The following is a 19,577-nucleotide window of genomic DNA, read 5'->3' as shown; positions in this document are numbered from 1 at the left end:
CTTTTACCTCCTCCCTGCTCAAATTAGGAAACTTGTTTACCAGAATCGCCTCTATTAATTCTATTAGCCTACTGAAGAAAGGAAATGTGATTACTTTTAACTTAGATTTCTGCAACTAATCATTTTCAATAATCCTGCCCATATCTGAGTTAGTTTATTCCATCCCAATTTTTGTTGCATACTAGCAATAAGTTGCTTCATCTGAGCCTCAGCAAAGTCAGGGTTAATTTCAACAGCTTTATTGCTACTAGCAATTCCTTCTTTCCAACGACCTAATTTTATTAATGCTCCACCACGGTTGTACCAAGCTAAGTGGTAATCAGGTTGAATTTCTAAGGCTTTATCATAGGATGCGATCGCTTCTTCATAGCGTCCTAATTTCCCTAGCACAATCCCTCGGTTGTACCAAGCTTCTTGGTAATCAGGTTGAATTGCGAGTGCTTTGTCATAGGATGCGATCGCTTCTTCGTAGCGTTCTAAATTATCTAGCGCAATCCCCCGGTTGTACCAAGCTTCGTGTTCATCAGGCTGAATTGCGAGTGCTTTTTCATAGGATGCGATCGCTTCTTCATAGCGTCCGAATTTCCTTAGCGCAATCCCCCGGTTGTTCCAAGTTTCGTGTTTATCAGGTTGAATTGCGACTGCTTTATCATAGGATGCAATCGCTTCTTCGTAGCGTTCTAAATTATCTAGCGCATTCCCCTGGTTGTTCCAAGCATCTTGGTTATCAGGTTGAATTGCGAGTGCTTTGTCATAGGATGCGATCGCTTCTTCATAGCGTTCTAAATTATTTAGCGCATTCCCCCGGTTGTACCAAGCTTCGTGTTTATCAGGCTGAATTGCGAGTACTTTGTCATAGGATGCGATCGCTTCTTCATAGCGTTCTAAATTAAATAGCGCTATCCCCCGGTTGTACCAAGCTTCGTGTTTATCCGGTTTAATGGATAGCGCTTTGTCATAGGATGCGATCGCTTCTTCATTGTGTCCTAAATTAAATAATGTATTTCCCCGATTGTTCCAAGCTTCGTGTTTATCAGGTTTAATGGATAGCGCTTTGTCATAGGATGCGATTGCTTCTTCATAGCATCCTAAATTCCCTAGCGCATTCCCCCGATTGTACCAAGCATCGTGTAAATCAGGTTGAATCGATACTGCTTTGTCATAGGAGGCTATTACTTCTTCATAGCATCCTAAATTCCCTAGCACAATCCCTCGGTTATACCAAGCATCGTATAAATCAAGTTTAATTTTCACTGCTTTGTTATAGGAGGTAATCGCTTCTTCATCACGACCTAAATTAAATAGCGCATTCCCTCGATTGTTCCAAGCTTGGTGTTTATCAGGTTGAATTGACACTGCTTTGTCATAGGAGGTGATCGCAGCTTCGTATTCTTTTGCCGAATACAGCAAATTCGCCAGTTCAAGTAGTAAACTTACCTTACTTTCTTCTGTCTGATATTTTTCTGCTAACAAGTCTTGGAATTCCAATACTTTTTCAATTTTTTGTTCTTGTCCAAGTTTTAAATACTCTTCATAATCTCCTTCCAATATCAGACGAGTTGATTCTTTTTCTACCAATTCAGGTGTAGTAGGTAATTCAAATACTCCCGAACGCCAATCAAAAAAATCTGGGGCGCGGTTGATAAAATAGTTGAGCGAAAATGATCGCAAAAGAAAAACAATGCAAAACGTAAAATCATCTCTAAACCTTTCTCGTTGTTGGTTTAAGTGATTTAGAATATGTGGTACGCTTGTTAAATTGCTGAATTGTCCTTCAGTAATTTGGCCAAAAGTCCTTTTCTCATATTTATATAAAGAATATTCCAGTCCTTTAATCAATAAAATATCAACTTGCTTGTGTTTAACAAACTCAGCCACTCGCTGATATAAATTATCAATCGCTTCAACCAAGCGCAAAACTTCTATATGCTTCTGGGGAATATCCTGTGGAAGTTTGGTAATAAACTTGTCTGCTTCCACAGGTGTACATTGTACAAAAAACAATCCAAATCCTGATTTTCGCTTCAGTGCGCGAACTAAATCTTGATAAACTTCTTCTGGTTCAGGGAGTAAATCATCATCCCAATCAGTTAAATTTGGGTTCATGGAAGTTTCGCTACAGCTTCTTTAAATTCGGCAATTCCTTGAATTAATGGATGAATATCATACCAGCGCTGCATCTCTCCCTCATCATCAAAATATTTGTATTCTAAAAGACACCGATTATACATCAAACTTCGATACAGGTCATCACCAGGAAGCTTTTTAGAGCGGGACACTTCAGCTAACAAACTCCATTGAGAGTTTTCTACAGTGCGGCGATAGGTATCTCTAGCTTGAGTAATTGCACGTCGCACAGCATTTTCTGTAATTGGTAACTCTTCAGTACGTCCAATAGCATCTTGAGTTAACAATAGCAAATTCCTCACATGACCTCCACTCATCAAACAAAGCCTTTCTAAGGTGTTAGAACTATCAAAAATGTCCTTTTCTAGCGATAACTCTGGTGCAATCTGCCGAACTCGCTTGCTAATTACTTCTTTAACTTTCTTCAACCCAGGCTGGTGAATTTCTCCATCGAGAGTTTTCACCATAATCATCGGTAAAATTAGGCATTCACCATAGATATCCCGAATATCTGTGCCTCGTTTAGAATACAGTAAAGAAATAGGTGCAGTGTAAATCAAATGGCAATCCAACGCTTGTAGTTGTCCGCTGCGGTCTACAAAAACCTCCTCATAGTTGGTGCTATCTCCGTCTTTTACTAACACCATCCGGTCTAAGTTATCGACAATTACCGCCAGTTTAGTGTAGCCATTAGGTAAATTCTTTTTGGCATCTATCAGAAATTCATTCAACGCCTGAATTAGAGTTACAGTGTGAGGATCAATTTTTTGGCGAATCTGTTGACGTAACTGCGGAACGGCTCTTAAATTTGCTGTCAGTTTGGCAAACTGAGCAATTTGCGCTTCTACTGTTAGCTTTTCAAACTCAATAGGAGTCTGCGCCAAATCTTTCAACTCTCCCCAAAGGCTTTTTAACCAGTTGAGTATAGGATCGGGTTTAGCAATTTTCTGTAAATCTTTAAGCAAGCGGCGTGTACAGGCGAGGAGAATGTCTGTATATTGAGCATCTTCTGAATCAATATCTTCTTCATCAGCTGCAAAATACACAACATAGAATTGCCGATTTTCTAAGTATTTCTTTAATTTGAGTAATTCTGTAGATTTCCCCGCACCCCGATGTCCAGAATATAATTGGCAGGTATTAGTGTTTGCCAATCGCATCCGATTTCCCAACTCTTGCACAATATCCGCATCTCCGCGCACATCCTGACAATCTACATACCTTGTATCATCGGCGGGTAAGGGTTCAAAGGGGTTAAAGGCGTTGTAGAGTTCAGTAAGTAAGTCAGGATGATTAAGCATAAGTATTAAATATGGCAATTTTGCCCATTATACTGTCGGTAATAGCCTCGAACACTCGTTAATGGAGTTCAGAGCCTCATTTACGGAGCTAATACCAATTCAAAAAATGTTTGCGACAGATAGGGCATTCAAAATGAAATCATAGCCAGTTAGGGAAGCAGCAATCTGTGGGGTAAGTTGTGCAAGAAGCTGACTTTTCCCCTTAAGTCTCTTTTGCAAGCTGCCAACCTTCACAGAGGTCATGTAATTTTAACCAACCTCGCCACAGTACCTGAATACCAATCATTCATGGTGTAATTATCCTCTGCTCTACACCATTTACACCATTTTTATGTCCAAAGGTGTCCAAAAACGCCCAAAATTCATCTCAGAATTAGAATATTTGTTCTTACTAAGCAAATACTTAGAAACTAGAAACCCCTTAAAATTGTTGAATTCCAAGGGGTTTTTGTAAATGCCAGGAACCAGACTTGAACTGGTGACACGAGGATTTTCAGTCCTCTGCTCTACCGACTGAGCTATCCCGGCTGGGACTTTTCTTAGCCACGATTAATAAATGTAGCAAACCTAGAATGATTGTGCAAGTACATGAACGAAAAAATTTTATGCTGCTTTCATGGTCAACTTCATCCAAATGAATACAGCTACGAATACGAGAAACTGAACCAAAACGATACTAGGGCCAGAGGCTAAGTTAAAGATGCCCGAAACCATCATACCTACAACGCTGCTGCTAGAACCGATAATCACTGATAAGATTAGGAAACGCGTAAAATGGTGACTTATTAATTTGGCAGTAGAAGCAGGAATTACTAAAAAGGCGTTGACCAGTAAAACGCCGACAGCCTTAATAGCCACAGCCACAGCTAATGACAGCAATATCACAAACCCATAGCGATACAGCTGGACGGGAATACCTTGTACCTGGGCTACATCTGCGTTGAGGGTCAACAAAATTTGCTGTCTGAGGGTTGAGAGCAAGAATATACTGCTGGCTACCAAGACAAGCAGTGTCAATATTAAATCTGTGGCATCAATAGCAAGAATATCCCCAAACAGCACTCCCATTAAGTTGCCGCGATATCCTTTGATCAGGCTAGTAAGAATCACGCCGATCGCTAATGCTCCTGAAAGAACTATGCTGAGTACGCTATCGCTCGCTAAATCGGTTTTATCGATAAAGTAGAGGACAATCATCCCAAAAATTAAGGTAAATGGCAGCAACATCGCCGTAGGATTTAACTGTAGTATTACACCTAAAGCCACACCTACTAATGCTGCATGACCGACAGCATGGCTAAAAAAAGATAACTGGCGTAAGGTGACAAAACAACCTAACAAACCGCCAAGTATTCCCATCAAAATAGCACCCGCGATCGCACGCTGCATAAAAGGGAATTGCAACAAACTCACCAAATCCTGGCTATTGGTGATACCGAGCCAAGTTATCTGGCAATCAGTGAATAAATTCATTTGTAAGGTTTTTAACTGATTAGCCTTTTATTTATCACAGATTAATCGCTAATTTTCTATAAATTACTAATTAAAGTTTACTGAGTTCTTCTGTAACTACTTTTATTGACTAAAGCTAAACAGCTAAAGGAAAAAGATGAAGTAATTTATTTTGAATTTCTTAGTGGTGATGCTGGTAGCGACTAAACCCAGGACCATAAGTTGCTAATAAATTTTGTGGTGAAAGGGCAATTTCTGGTTTACCAGTACAAACAACTGTTTGGTTAAGGCAAAGTACGCGATCGCAATGGCGGTTAACCATATCAATATCATGGGAAACCTGTAATATTGTCCAACCTTCCTCACGCTTTAACTCGTTGAGCAAGAGATAAAAATCTGCTGCACCTTGTACATCTACTCCTGCAAATGCTTCATCTAATATCAAAAGTTTCCGAGGCGTCACCAAACAGTAAGCCAATAATATCCGCTTGAGTTGACCACCGCTAAGAGTACCAATAGCCTGATGTCGCAGATGGTAAGCATCAGTTCGCTGTAAAGCTTGCGCTATTGCTGCTGATTTTTCCTGATCTTTTCTCCACAAGCTTTTCCAGAATGAACTTTTGGGCTGGTTTTGTCTGGCAATTCTCGCCCATCCCAGCCCTACTAACTCGCTGACAGAAATTGGAAAGTTGCGGTCAAAAATGAAATTTTGCGGCATATAGCCCAATAAATGACGTGAATTCCCTAAATTTTTAATTCGGCGACCAAATATTTCAATTCTCCCGGTATTGTGCGGAATTAATTCTAAAAGTGCTTTTACTAATGTACTTTTACCTGCACCATTAGGGCCAACAATGGCTGTATCTGTCCCTGGCAATAATTCAAAAGAAACATCCCGCAGAGCTAGATAATTGCCTTGATATACAGTTAATCCTTCTACTTTTAAAATAGGTAATGCCATTTGCCGTTGGTCATTGTTCATGAGTAATTAGAATTGGTAAATGCTTAAGAATCAAGGCTAAAAAATGCATTATCGCTCTTAGCACTAAATTAACTTATTTACAAGATGTTTCCAAAGTTTGTAAATTAGCTTTCATTGCTCTAAAATATTGTTGCGGATCTGTCTCGCCATTTTCTAAAGAATCTAGCGTTTGCAAATTTAACTTCAAGTCTTGGGAGAGACTTTTCAGCAATTTATTATCTATCCCTGGTTCGCTAAATAAAGCTTTAACTTTATATTGCTTCACAGCGTTGATTGCATTTTGTACATCTGCTGGTGAGAGTTGATCTTCAGGAATTTCTACCACTGCAACTTGCTTGAGGTTATAGCGTTGGGCTAAATATGGATAGGCGTCATGAAAGGTGACAAAGGTGCAGTTAGGATGTTTCTGCAAAGTCTGCTGAAATTCACTATTTAAACTTTCTAATTCTTGAATATAAGCTGCTGCATTAGCTTCATAAGTCCCTTTATTCCGAGAATCGGCTGCAATCAACCCATCCCGAATATTGGTCACTTGTTGTTTTGCTAAAACAGGATCTAGCCAAATGTGAGGATTACCCTCAGTATGTTCGTGGTCGTGGTCTTTTTCCTCTTTAGCAGTGTTTACGATGGGTGAAATCGCACCTATTGATTTAATACTTTTACTGGTGTCGATTTCAATTAATTTGGAATTTTGGGCATTTTTTACTGTTTGTTCAAGAAAAGTCTCTAATCCCAAACCGTTTTTAACCAGTACATTAGCAGTAGCGATCGCTCTGACATTTTCTGGTTTTGCTTGATACTCATGTACTTCCGTACCTGGTGGTACTAAAATTTCTACCTCTGCTGTGTCCCCAGCTACCGCTTTAGTAAACCAATATATAGGTAAAAATGTTGTTACTATTTTGGTTTTTCCCGTAGATGGTAACTCTTGGGAAACTGCTTTCCGATCTGTAGGCGATTGGTTGCAACCAGCAATTGATAATATCAGCAAAACAATTAGGAGCAGAATAGCGCTTGTTGTTCTGCCTTTTTTGGGTTCTATAAGAGTGCGAACCACAGTTTTTCCCCTCCGAAAACTAGCTGGCGCTGTCTTCGTTAAAATGCCTATTGACAATGAGATTGATTCTAAATCCCATATTATAATAATTCTCATTCTCATGCAATTGGGGTGTAAGCCATCACCTCAAAATTTTTGTTATTTGATTAATGATGATTTCCTGACTGAATTTTATTCAAAAAAAATCTCGGCTCCTGATAAGATATTGAGAATAGTTTTTAATAACTCCGACTTCAAAGCAGGGTAGTGTAGCCATTTACTGTCAATAGGTGTGAGGAAAAAAATGCGGAAAGTATGCAAGTCTCTGCTGGTTAGTTCAGCAGTTGGCGGCGCAATGCTATTTTTGAGTGCAGCGGCAGTCGCGGGGGAAATTAGTGAGCCGCTTGTTGCAGCTGATTTAGAACAAGAGGCTGAGAATTCCCCGCAAGAACAGGTAATGTCTCAAGTAACATCGGTTTCCCAATTTTCTGATGTTCAACCAACTGACTGGGCTTTCCAAGCATTGCAGTCATTGGTTGAGCGCTATGGCTGTATCGCAGGTTATCCCAATGGAACCTATCGCGGTAACCGTGCTTTAACCCGTTACGAATTTGCCGCTGGTTTAAATGCTTGTTTGGACCGAGTTAACGAATTGATTGCTACAGCAACAGCTGATTTGGTAACGAAACAAGATTTGGCAACCTTGCAACGGTTGCAAGAAGAGTTTTCCGCAGAACTGGCAACATTACGGGGTCGTGTGGATGCGTTGGAAGCCAAGACTGCGGAGTTAGAAGCAAATCAATTTTCTACTACTACCAAACTGCAAGGAGAAGTTGTTGCTGTAGTTAGTGATGTTTTATCAGGTAACCAAGTTAACGGTGGAGAAATTACAGACAAGAATACAAGTCTTGGGGCACGGGCACGAGTTGAATTTGTTACCAGCTTCACGGGTAAAGATACACTCTTTACCAGAATTCAAATGAACAATATTCTTAGCCCCAATATCGGTACACCAGAGGGTAACTTGTTTTTTGCTGGGGATGGTACGAATGATGCTTTTATTGATGCGCTATATTACCAATTTCCGATTGGTGAAAAACTACAAGTGATCGCGCTTGCTAATGCCGCCGCCGCAGATGATATTACCGATACCATAAATCTTTTTGATGGAGATGGTGGGTTGGGCGCTTTGTCTAGCTTTGGTACACGCAACCCAATTTATTATCAGATGAATGGTGCAGGGTTGGGAGTAAACTATGATTTTAGCGAGCAATTAGCACTTAGTTTAGGGTATTTGACTGGTGCGGCTAATGACCCTACTCCAGGAAATGGTTTATTTAATGGTGGGTACGGCGCTTTAGCACAGCTCACTTTTAAACCAAGCGATCGCTTGAAAGTTGGCTTCACCTACATTAATGCCTACAATCAAGAATTGGCAACTGGTAGTAATCGGGCAAACGTCGGCTCGTTTCTGGGTGGGGTAGTTCAAAATTTAACAGGAAGTGAAGAAGCTTTTCCCGTACCGACTTCTAGTAATTCTTACGGTTTAGAAGCATCTTTCGCCATTAGTGAAAAATTTGTGCTTGGTGGTTGGGTAGGATATACCAATACTCGTAACTTATCCACAGCCGGAGATACAATTAACCGAGGCAGCGTTGATATTTGGAACTGGGCTGTGACTTTAGGATTACCCGATCTTGGTCAAAAAGGTAACTTAGCTGGTTTCATCTTCGGTATGGAACCACAAGTTACAAGTTCCAACATTAATGGACTGGACAGAGACCAAGATACTTCTTATCACATTGAAGCTTTCTATCAGTACAAAGTGAGCGACAATATCACTATTACTCCTGGGGTAATCTGGCTGACAGCACCAGATCACAATGAGCAAAATGATGATATTGTGATTGGTGCTTTAAGAACTACATTCAGTTTCTAACTAGCTGATTAAAGTGAAAACCCAGCATTTCTGCTGGGTTAGATCTTTTACACCAAATAACCGTTGTTTCTCTTTGGATCTCAGGCAATTATCTTACCTAATGTTTGCCCCAATTTTGTTGCATTTAAAGAATGTAGGGATTGGATTAATTTTGCAAGTTGCCTATCCATACCTTCGCATACAAAAGATTCGACTGTATAGATTAAAGCAATTTTTTTTACAAAAAAAAGATTTATCTTGCCTGAGCCTAAAGATGCAATCAAGCACTTATTTATAAATAGGTATAAAACTATATTTTTGAGAAATTTTTAAGTATTTATCTCCAGGATAAAAAGCTTAAATGTATCATTAATCAAGATTCACGGCTGATTATTAAGTAAATCTACTATTACTAGAGTCTGTAAACAGAATAAGCCAAAAAATCTATAGCAAATTTAACTTAGATGCAAGAAAAAACATGTGGAAATTACTGGAATTTGGAATCTGATTAGTATTCCAAGCTAGCTAAAAATTTTAGTTTTGCCTTGTGATGTAATAGTTAGAGAGCTAGTTTTTGTAGAGATATCAGGAAGAATACCTGAAAGCAACCAATCACAACTGCACTTTTACTTAAGTAGCTAGTCACCTCTCTACCAATGGAGAAAAATAAGAAAATTCCAAATAAGAAGTCAGTTGGCATAAATCTCAAAAAAATGACCAGCCTCCCACAGCTGGTCTAAAAAATATTTTCCGCGTTGTCTTCTCAATAGAGTTAAAACCGAGTTGCGCGTTCCCAAAATGCAACGGGCAACTTTTCTTAACAATATTGTAGCAGTCAACACAGTTTTTTCGTAAAAATTTACCAAAAAAAGATTGTGTAAAAGGTTAATAACCTCTATCTTTGTGGAGAATTCAACATATTCCTCTCAACATAAAGAACACAGCAGACAGCGAATAACTATTTACTATTGACCATTGATTGTGGTTTTCCCCAAAGAATACGCTCTTGCTTATAAATAGCAATTCCCGGTTTAGCTCCCTTGGGTTTATAGACGTGCTTTGGCTGAGTATACACTACTGGTACTTGTTCACTTTGGCGAGCGCGGCTGTAGTAAGAAGCAAGGTTAGCAGTAAATTGTAAATCAGTTTCTTCAGGGACAGAGCCTGGTTCCAAACGAAGTAACACATGGCTACCGGGAATTTCTTGCGCGTGGAACCACAGGTCATAATCTCCAGCGACTCGAAAGGTCAATTGGTCATTCTGACGATTATTGCGACCGATTAATACTTCAAAACCACTGGGGGTACGGTAACGATGAAAGTTGCAGCTAGCTTCATTGCTACTGCGGTTGCGGTATTCTGGATCTTCTAGATAGCCTTGTCCAATTAGTTCATCGCGGATTTCTTCAAGTGCTTGCAAATCCTCTGGTATTTGGTATTGGTCTATTTGGGCGATCGCAGCTTCTACTTGTTCTAAATATTCAATTTCCGCCTTAACTTCTGCCAGTAAAGGTTCTACCGCAGCACGAGCACGTTTGAGCTTTTGGTGCTGTTTATAAAGACCTTGGGCATTTTGTACAGCATTTTTATCTGGTTGCAGAGCGATCGCAACTGGTAAGCCAGTCTCAAAATCCAGGAGGGTAATTTCCTTCATCCCTGCTTCCCAGTTTTGCAGGTGAGCCATCAACAAATCAGCTTTTTGGCGATATTCATCAGCTCGATCTGATTGCTGCAAGCGTTCACTAAAGGTGTTAGCCTTAAGCCGTAATTTTGCCAAAATATTATTCAATTTTTGACTCAGCTGATGGCGCAGTTGGGAAAATAATTGTTCATTTAGCTGATCGGTATAGTAACGATTGAGTAACTCTTGAATATCTTTTGCTGGTTTAACTCCGCCCCAACCCATGACCGTATAGCCTTCAGAACTCCAAGCTGGGTGATATTTTTCATCTTTTAAAGCTTGTAGCCATTCTTGCCATTGCTCAAATAATTGATGCCAATCCTCGGATGTGAGACTATCGGTAGTTGCATCTGGTGCAATGTTTGCCGATCGCACCATTAACTCTACCAGTGCAGCACTCAAGCCGCTATAACTTTTGAGCAACTGACGCTTGATCGCTCCTGGTACTAAACTAACTCGTTCTTGCCAACGTTCTTGAGATTCGCTCAAACTAGGAACTGGGCCAGTAAGTTTTGGTGGTGTTTCATAGGGTTGTCCGGTTTGAATCGGACGGACACTAGATTGTTGCTGGCTGACTTGATGAGCTGCGGTGATAATCAAATTGCTGGCATCGGTGAGAATGACATTGCTATACTTGCCCATGATTTCCGCGTAGACATGGTAAAGAGGACTTTCTCCTGGACGACGCGCAAATTGTAAATCAATAACACGCTCCCAAGGAGCGATCGCTTCAATACCTATCAGTGCCAAACCACCTAACTGGTGTATGAGTTGTTGGCTAAAAGTAAAGGTATCTGGTGTTCGCGGTGGCGGATCGCCAATGCAAATGCGTGCAGCTTGGGGATGCCAGGAAATCTCTAGCCAACCCCGCTGTTTTAAGGTACGTAATGCTACAGAAATAGTATAGCGATCGCGCTGGAAAACCTGTTCTGTCCGGGATGGTAGCCAGTGAGCGCGTAGTTCGCTACAAGCAGCTGTGAGGGTGGTAAAGTCAACTGGTTGCACAACAGTTAGCCATTGGCTTTAAACGTCGATGCTAAGTATAGTGCCAAAATGTATAGACAAGTATCTTATAGTCTACGTTTGCCAAGGATGAAAAATTAAAAGGAAAAGGTAAAACCACATATTTGTGCGAAATACCTTCTCCTTTTTGATTTTAACGATTGCTTAGGCACAAAAATAGTTGTAGCTCAATTAGCTCAGTAAAGCTGGTTGTTTGGTAGGTTCTACGGCAGTTTTTACAGTAGGTTTTACTAAGGTTTGCTTTAATGTTTGTACTACAGGGGGTGTTACAGGCTGTTCTAATAGTTGGGTGTAAAGTTCACTAAGCTGAGATGCCACACCATCCCAACTAAACTTGCCGATCACACGTTCCCTAGCAGCTTTACCCAATTCATCGCGCCATTCTTGATTCATCAGAATTCGGTCAATGGCATCTGTAAAAGCGGGTACATCTTGTGGCGGTGCTAATAAACCAGTTTCTTCTGGAACTACAGTAAACTGAAGCCCACCAACATCACTTGCTACTACTGGTGTACCACTAGCCATTGCTTCAATCGCCACAAGTCCAAAGGGTTCGTAGTGGCTGGGAACAACGCATACATCAGCAGCAGCGTAGTAAGTAGGCAGAACTTTCTGGCAAAGACGACCAGGTAAGGTGGTAATGTCGTTCATGCCCAATTCATTAATAATACCTTCGATGCGATCGCGCTCGATACCGTCGCTATTACCTGGAGTGCTACCACCACCAATAATTAACTGAAGTTTTTGAGACTCACGCAACTTTGAAGCTCCCACGGCTCGAACTACAGTTTCTATACCTTTGCGCGGGTCAAAACGTCCTACGTACAATACAACTTTAGCATCTGGCTCGATACCCAATTTAGCCCGTGCTGCTTGGCGATCAATAGAGCCAAACTGCTGAATATCTGTACCGCAGGGAATAATATCAATATTACCTTTAGTAGAAACGAGCGATCGCATATGTTGCTTTTCTTGCGGACTCGTCGCCACAATTGTTTCTGCTGTCTCCAACACTTGTTTTTCTACTGCTAATCGCTTACTGGCAATTACAGGAATTGTTTCTATCGTGTTGTACTTGACTGCTCCTAAAGAGTGGTATGTGTGAACCTGCTTACATCCTTGAATTTTCTTCAATTGCATCCCTACCCAGCTTGAGAGCCAGTAGTTAGTGTGAACCAACTCATAGGTAATGCCATTTTCTCGTTGAAATTGCAAAAACTTATCTATAAATTCTGGTAAATACTCAAAAAGATTGTCTCGCGGTACAAACTCTAAAGAACCTGCTTGGAAACGGATAGTTCGACAATTTTCACTGTGCTGAACAATCGTTTCTTGCTCTGCACTCACTTTGCGGGTAAACATATCAACTTGCCATCCTAACCGCGCTAGTGCTTCACCCACTTGTCGAACGTAAACATTTTGTCCTCCGGCTTCTTCTTTACCAATTTCAATCGCCGGGTCTCCGTGAACTGAAATCAAAGCGATGCGTTTTTCAGTGGTAGCGTTCATAGTTTGTTGTTGCTGATTGTAAAAAAAAGTTGCAAAAGCAGCTCCAAATTTGCGACTTAGCACTTTTACCGGAAACATTTAAGAACTTTAATTAAACTTTATTTTAATTTAATAGATCAAATATTTTAATGTATCTACTGAGGGGAATAAACTTTTTAACTCCGTATTTATATTTAATTACTTTATATATATGCTGTTATATTTAGATTTAATGCTTTTGATAGACAAACTCCGACTGAATATATAGTTTGAGTTTCAGCAGTCCAATTGACATATATATTCAGAAATATACGCCTGCTCTGCTTATGTAATCTCTAAATACTAAGTATTATATTACACTTAATTATTGTGAGAATAGAATCACTTATTGGTTAAAAAGCTGTATGGAAAGAAATTAAAGGTTAATTTTGTTACAAAAGCCATTTTTTAGATAAGTTACTTATACTTAAAATCTAAGATTAATTTTTTGTTCTATAAGATACAGATTTTATAAAAGTCCATATTTGGAAATCAAGTTACATAGTTTACTTTGCTAATTGTTAAGCTAATTTAAAAGTCTAATGCAATACATAAATTTTAGTAATGAATTAAATATCAAAAGTGCATGGGTGACATTCAAAATATAAAAAACTGATGACGTAAAATAATCTTTTAATTTTGCCTGGCTGTACTAACTACCAGAACTATATAGAACAGGCTGAGAATTACTAACTACCTTGAGGCTTAGTTATTCTCTACTTGAGTTATTCTGAAATTTTCTAAATGTCGATCTGAGATCAAATAGCCTCATCCTGTTTTACACCGACACTTAGCTGTACTCAAAATACCTCAAGTATTATGCTGCCATCATCCCAAGCTCAACTCATGCAAAAATGTGCGACAACACTATCGCCAGATATATCTGTTGAGTGTGCAGTTCAAGTGATGAGCCAGCTAAGAACAGGCTATGTCTTGGTCTTAGAGCAAGATAAGTTAGTGGGAATTTTTACTGAAAGAGATTTGGTAAAGGCGATCGCATCAGGGAAAAACTTGAGTGTTGCTACCCTATCAGATGTAATGGCTGATAACGTCATTACTATCAAAGAATCAGAGTTAGGCGATTTGTTTAGTATGATCCGCCTGCTGCACCAGCACCAAATTTCCTACCTCCCAGTTTTGGATGAGCAGGGACAACTATTAGGTGTCATCACACCTCAAAGTATTCAGCAAGCATTGTCACAGGAAATGGATCGCTGCGAGTATCTTGCACAAACGCAAGAAAAGTCTCAGGCTCAGGTTGATGCAATTCTCCGCAATACAAGCACAATTGTGAGCAGAATTAGACTGCGATCGCATCAAGAGTTCGAGTATGAATATATTTCTTCTAGTTGTCAAAAGATTTTAGGCTACTCTCCAGAAGAATTCATAGCAGATCATAACCTCTGGAGTTCTCGACTTTTAGCAGAAGACAGGACTTTGTACTTTAAACATCTTCAGGATGCCGTTGCTGTTGAGCAAACAGTTACTGTTGAGTATCGGTTTCACCATCAAAATGGGTCAATATGCTGGATTTGTGATACTTTCAGTGCAGAGTGGGAGGAAACGACCCAATGTTGGGTGGTAATGAGTGTGAAAGCCAACATCACAGAGCGTAAACAAACACAAGCAGCCTTACGCGAGAGTGAAGAACGATTGCAGTTGGCATTGGAAGCGTCTGGAGATGGACTGTGGGACTGGAATATCTCTACAGGAGAAGTTTATCTTAATCCTCGCTGGTATGAAATGCTAGGCTATGCTGCTGGTGAGCTGACAAGTGCGTTGAGTACTTGGGCGAAATTGATTTATCCAGAAGATAAACCTTGGGTAATGGATATTTTGCAGTTTCACCTCAAGGATAGTTCTGTTCCCTACACTTTTGAATACCGAATGCAAACCAAATCAGGTGATTGCAAATGGATTGCTAACCACGGCAAAGTTGTAGCAAGAGATAAGAATGGTCAGCCATTACGCATGATCGGCATCCATCGAGATATCAACGATCGCAAATTAGCGGAACAAGCTTTACGAGAGCGAAAAGCTTTTCTGCGAGCGATTGGAGATCGCATTCCTAATGGCTACATCTACCAGATGGTTCGGGAATTAGATGGTAGCAATCGCTTTTACTACATTAGTGCTGGTGTTGAACGAACGAATGGATTAAAAGCTGAAGCAATCTTGGCTGATGCAAGTCTGCTGTTTAATAACGTTGTAGCAGAAGATATACCTTACCTCCTCCAGAAACAGGAGGAGTCAATACAAAATATGTCAGTATTTGACGTTCAGCTACGGGAGTATTCTCCTAGAGGAGATATCCGTTGGGTGCGCCTCAGCTCAACCCCTCGCCGCATGGACGATGGACGTATTTGTTGGGAAGGTATCCGACTCGACATTACTGACTTCAAACATACTGAAGAAACTCTACGTAAGAGCAAAGCTTTACTCACAGAAGCTCAGCGCATTGCCAAGATTGGTAACTGGGACTTTGATTTAGCTACCCAAAAAATCACTTGGACAGAGGAACTTTTTCACATCATGAACCGAGAGCCAGCTTTGGGAGAACCTACTTATGCAGAGAACCTGCAAATGTATTACCCAGAAGATGCAGAGAAATTGTACAAAGCTGTTGAGCGAGCAATTACTACTGGTGAATCTTACAAACTGATACTACGAGTAAATACTCACCCAGATGATTCTCCCCGCTACAATGAAGCCATCGGAAATGCAGAATTTAATGCAGATGGGCGGGTGATTCGTCTCTACGGAACTGCCCAGGATATTACAGAACGGTTCTTAGCAGAGAAGGCTTTGCAAGAGAAAGAAAAGTTTTTACGTAGTATTTATAACGGTGTTGAACAATGTATTTTTGTGGTCGATATTCGCGAAGATAATGAATTTTACTTCGTGGGGCTGAATCCTGTTGCGGAACGCTTTACAGGTATGCGTTCTGTGGATATACAAGGCAAAACTCCAGAAGAACTGTTTCCTCCAGAAATGGCATTATCAGTTCGACAGCATTATCAAGCCTGTGTAACCGCAAGAGAAACTATTCTTTATGAAGAATACTTACCTTTAAAAGGACAAGATACATGGTGGATCACCAGCTTGACTCCTTTGTGTAATGAACATTCGCGTATTTATCGCCTTGTCGGTAGCAGTATAGAAATTAGCGATCGCAAACAAGCAGAAGAAAAGCTCAGACAAGCGGAATTGCGATATCGAACATTGGTTGAACAAATCCCCGGAATTTTCTATACTGCACCCATTACTGCTACTACTGAATTCGCTTACATTAGTCCCCAAATTTACCAGTTTCTCAACATTCCTGCCCAAGAATGGACTGCTGGTCACTTAAATACTTGGGCTAAATATGTACATCCTGACGATCGCGATCGCATCACTGAAAGTGTTCAAAATGCTATTCAGACTGGAGAATCTTTAATTACGGAATATCGCATGTTCACTGGTGACGGTAGAATCATTTGGGTTCGCGATCAATCCAGCCTTGTACTAGCGCCAGATGGGAAAACTCAGATTCTTCAAGGGCTAGCTTTTGATATTAGCGATCGCAAACAGATTGAAGATGCGTTACGTCGTAGCGAACGCAACCTGTTGGAAGCTCAAAGAGTGGGTCATATTGGCAGCTGGGAATGGGATATTACCACCCAGACAGGTATCTGGAGCGAAGAACTATTCCGGATTCAAGGAATTGACCCTAGCCAACCTGTACCAAAAGCAGAGGCAATTTCTCAACTAGTTCATCCTGATGATTGGGTACTTTATCAACAGAAGATTAGGGAACCAGTACAAGCAGGCTTACCATTTGAAACTGATTTGCGGATTATACGCCCTAATGGAGAAGTCCGCTATGTTGAAGTTCGCGGAGAACCAATTTTAGGAAGCCAAGGAGAAATCACTCGTATTGTTGGCACAACCTTGGATATTACCGATCGCAAACGAGCTGAAGAAGCTTTGCGAGAAAGCGAAGCTTTGTTTCGGACTCTTAGCGAGTCTGCACCAATAGGCATTTTTAGAAGCGATACCCAAGGAACAAATATTTATACTAATCCTCGCTTTCAAGCAATTTGCGGATTGAGCATTGAAGAGTCATTTGGCAATTACTGGATGCAATTTATTCATCCAGATGATTTAGCAGTATTTTTGCCACAATGGCAGGCATTAGCAACAGCTAACCAAGAATTCTGCTCTGAAGTACGTTACATTCCTCCTAATTCAACCTTGCGTTTTTGTCGCATCATAATCGTTCCGATTCTGTCTGGCAAAAATGAGCTAATGGGGTACGTGGGTACAATCGAAGATATTACTGAAAGTCGGGCAATCGAGAAGATGAAGAATGAATTTATCTCGATTGTCAGCCATGAGTTAAGAACACCCTTAGCTTCTATTCGTGGTGCTTTAGGATTGCTGGCGGCTGGAGTGCTGCAAGCACAACCCGAAACCGCTCAACAAATGTTAAATATTGCTTACAGTGATACGGAACGTTTAGTACGCTTGGTCAATGACATTTTAGATTTAGAACATTTAGAATCAAACAAATTTACTTTAGTTAGGCAGTGGTGTGATGCTGCTACACTCATCCGCCAATCTGTAGAAGCAGTGAAGGTTCTAGCAACAGAAAATAATATTTCTTTAGTTATGTTGCTAAATTCTGTGCAGATATGGGTAGATTTCGATCGAATTATGCAAACTTTAGTCAACTTAATTGGTAATGCCATCAAATTTTCTACACCAAATAGCACAGTGACAGTGAGTGTAGAAAATTTCAGCGATCACGTTTTATTTAAAGTGCAAGACCAGGGGAGGGGGATACCTAACCAGATGTTAGAAAGTATTTTTGGACGATTTCAACAGGTTGATGCTAGCGATTCACGGCAAAAAGGCGGAACAGGTTTAGGGCTGGCTATCTGTCGTGGCATTATTCAACAGCATGGTGGTGCAATTTGGGCAGAAAGTGTTTTAGGAAAAGGTAGTGTTTTTTATTTTACAATTCCTAAAATTTTAGAAAAGTGATATAAAACTTATTTGCCAATTTTGATAATAATTTTTTAGTGGCTTTTTCAATCAAATTCATGTTCTTCGTTGAAAGCAAAATCGTTAATTTTAACTAGAGGAACTCCACTTTTGCGCCATAATTATGAATGTTGAATTGGTATTCTAAGTAGAACGGTGTGGAAAAACAAAACTATGTTTTGAAAAATCAAATAGGCTTAAACCCTCTTCCCTCCTGCCCTTCGGGTTCGCCAGTCGCTCATGGGGGAAACCCCCAAGACCGCGCTGGCTCACCTTCTGCCTCCTGCCTCATCCCAACGATAAATATTCACGCCGACCTACTTAGCTTATTATTCTGCATAAGTTTCAGTCTCTCCCAAGCCGTAAAAATTCTTTCACTTGCCTGTAATTCACAGATATCACCAGAGTTATATAATCTCCAAACGTATGCTGCATGTCGACAAAAAGCATATAAATATGCTTGGAAAATTGCATTTTCTGCTTGTTTTTCATCATATTTATAGCTTTGATAATGAATAAAATAATCTTCCATAACTAATATTTTTTACTTATAATAAATTATTGACTTACTAATACCATGTGTACTTTAGCTTTGAGTGCACATTTCTGAAATATAATTATTTCCAACCCATCATAGCTGCTACTTGTTCCGCCAACTTCAAAGGATCAAAAGGTTTATTAATTACACCCATAATTCCCAACTCAGTATATTTGTTATGTTTGGTAGGTTCGACTTTGGCAGTGATTAACATTACTGGAATACTTTGAGTCACAGGATTATTTTTTAACTCTTGTAATACTGTAAATCCATCTATATCTGGCATCATTACATCAAGCAAAATGGCATTTAGCCTTTCAGTTTGGGCTTTGAGTAACCCTTCTCTACCAGATTCAGCCTTCAGCACTGTCCAATCAGCTAAGTTTTCCAAACAGGCCTGAATTACTGTGGATAAAGATTTTTCGTCATCAATCAAAAGAATACGCTTGCTGGACATATCAAAATGTCAATTTTAAAGATCGAAATACCAGAGAGTCAACAGTTCTTAATTGAGTACAAGACAGTTTTTTCTGTCGGAGTAAGCGTTTTGCTCTCCTAGAACAAGCAAAATACATATCCTTCAAAATATGCCCTGTGTTTAATGTAATTAAGAACCACTATATTGTTTTTTGCCGAGAAAAGAGATAAAATAGTCAGCCAAACTATTTCGTTGTCTCTTGTTTGTTACTGTGTCCCAACTAACTGGTTATAAATGTAAAGGTTAATTATGAGGAAATTCTGAGTATTTCTGGCTAACACCTCAAAAACATAATTTACATAACCGTCAATCACAGGAAAATCCTGTTCCCTATATTCAAGTTAGATAATCGATAATTTATCCTAGGCTCGCTTTACAACTGCCATCCCAGTTTTTATTTTGCAACTAGAGAATAACTGTCATTGCGTAAAGCCTACGGCATAGCTTCGCTTAGCGCGTAGCGTCTCGTAGAGAGGAGGAACGACG

The 19,577-nt window shown here is 40.0% G+C and carries 11 protein-coding genes, 1 tRNA gene and 1 pseudogene; 2 read left to right on the top strand and 11 right to left on the bottom strand.

Annotation, left to right across the window (positions count from 1 at the left end; all coding sequences use genetic code 11):
• Positions 1-4: 4 nt before the first annotated feature.
• From BV375_RS38530 to BV375_RS35025, 7 genes and pseudogenes are all read right to left on the bottom strand, one after another.
• A pseudogene (locus BV375_RS38530) lies at positions 5-115 on the bottom strand (hypothetical protein); the annotation flags it as partial.
• Positions 97-2,106: a tetratricopeptide repeat protein gene (locus BV375_RS35050; RefSeq protein ID WP_086769181.1), complete on the bottom strand. Its 2,010-nt coding sequence runs from the start codon at positions 2,104-2,106 to the stop codon at positions 97-99. The gene BV375_RS35050 and the pseudogene BV375_RS38530, both read right to left, overlap by 19 nt.
• On the bottom strand, positions 2,103-3,428 hold the full coding sequence (locus BV375_RS35045) for an AAA family ATPase (protein ID WP_086769180.1): 1,326 nt from the start codon (positions 3,426-3,428) through the stop codon (positions 2,103-2,105). Before BV375_RS35045 ends, BV375_RS35050 begins: the two co-directional genes overlap by 4 nt.
• Before the next feature lie 455 nt (positions 3,429-3,883).
• Positions 3,884-3,956 (bottom strand) — tRNA-Phe (locus BV375_RS35040).
• A gap of 75 nt (positions 3,957-4,031) precedes the next feature.
• A complete protein-coding gene (locus BV375_RS35035; protein WP_086769179.1) occupies positions 4,032-4,901 on the bottom strand; it encodes a metal ABC transporter permease in 870 nt (289 codons plus the stop codon).
• A 160-nt stretch (positions 4,902-5,061) separates the two neighbouring features.
• Entirely contained in the window at positions 5,062-5,841 is a 780-nt protein-coding gene (locus BV375_RS35030; RefSeq protein ID WP_086769289.1) for a metal ABC transporter ATP-binding protein, read from the bottom strand.
• Between the two features lie 94 nt (positions 5,842-5,935).
• Positions 5,936-6,919 carry a metal ABC transporter substrate-binding protein gene (locus BV375_RS35025; RefSeq protein WP_243714147.1) on the bottom strand — a complete coding sequence of 328 codons (984 nt, stop codon included), beginning with the start codon at positions 6,917-6,919 and terminating at the stop codon, positions 5,936-5,938.
• Between the two features lie 283 nt (positions 6,920-7,202).
• On the opposite strand from BV375_RS35025, the gene BV375_RS35020 reads away from it, so the two are divergent.
• Positions 7,203-8,837 (top strand): iron uptake porin, encoded by a 1,635-nt coding sequence (locus tag BV375_RS35020; RefSeq protein WP_086769177.1) that lies wholly within the window; start codon positions 7,203-7,205, stop codon positions 8,835-8,837.
• A gap of 937 nt (positions 8,838-9,774) precedes the next feature.
• On the opposite strand, the gene BV375_RS35010 is transcribed toward BV375_RS35020, so the two are convergent.
• The gene (locus BV375_RS35010; RefSeq protein ID WP_086769175.1) at positions 9,775-11,502 is read right to left on the bottom strand and encodes an NFACT family protein; all 1,728 of its coding nucleotides are present in this window, start codon (positions 11,500-11,502) and stop codon (positions 9,775-9,777) included.
• A gap of 189 nt (positions 11,503-11,691) precedes the next feature.
• A complete protein-coding gene (locus BV375_RS35005; protein ID WP_086769287.1) occupies positions 11,692-13,029 on the bottom strand; it encodes a glycosyltransferase family 1 protein in 1,338 nt (445 codons plus the stop codon).
• An 837-nt stretch (positions 13,030-13,866) separates the two neighbouring features.
• Between BV375_RS35005 and BV375_RS35000 the strand changes: the two genes are divergently transcribed.
• A complete protein-coding gene (locus tag BV375_RS35000; protein ID WP_086769173.1) occupies positions 13,867-18,075 on the top strand; it encodes a PAS domain-containing protein in 4,209 nt (1,402 codons plus the stop codon).
• A 307-nt stretch (positions 18,076-18,382) separates the two neighbouring features.
• Here BV375_RS35000 and BV375_RS34995 read toward each other — a convergent pair whose 3' ends face one another.
• Both BV375_RS34995 and BV375_RS34990 read right to left on the bottom strand, forming a co-directional pair.
• Positions 18,383-18,607: a hypothetical protein gene (locus tag BV375_RS34995; RefSeq protein ID WP_086769171.1), complete on the bottom strand. Its 225-nt coding sequence runs from the start codon at positions 18,605-18,607 to the stop codon at positions 18,383-18,385.
• Positions 18,608-18,692: 85 nt separating this feature from the next.
• Positions 18,693-19,070, bottom strand: coding sequence for a response regulator (locus BV375_RS34990; RefSeq protein ID WP_086769169.1), 378 nt, complete (start codon positions 19,068-19,070; stop codon positions 18,693-18,695).
• Positions 19,071-19,577 lie beyond the last annotated feature (507 nt).

It is taken from the genome of Nostoc sp. 106C (genome assembly GCF_002154725.1).
GTDB lineage: Bacteria > Cyanobacteriota > Cyanobacteriia > Cyanobacteriales > Nostocaceae > Aulosira.
Note: the sequence above shows the minus strand (reverse complement) of the source record. Positions and strands in the feature narration are given on the sequence as shown.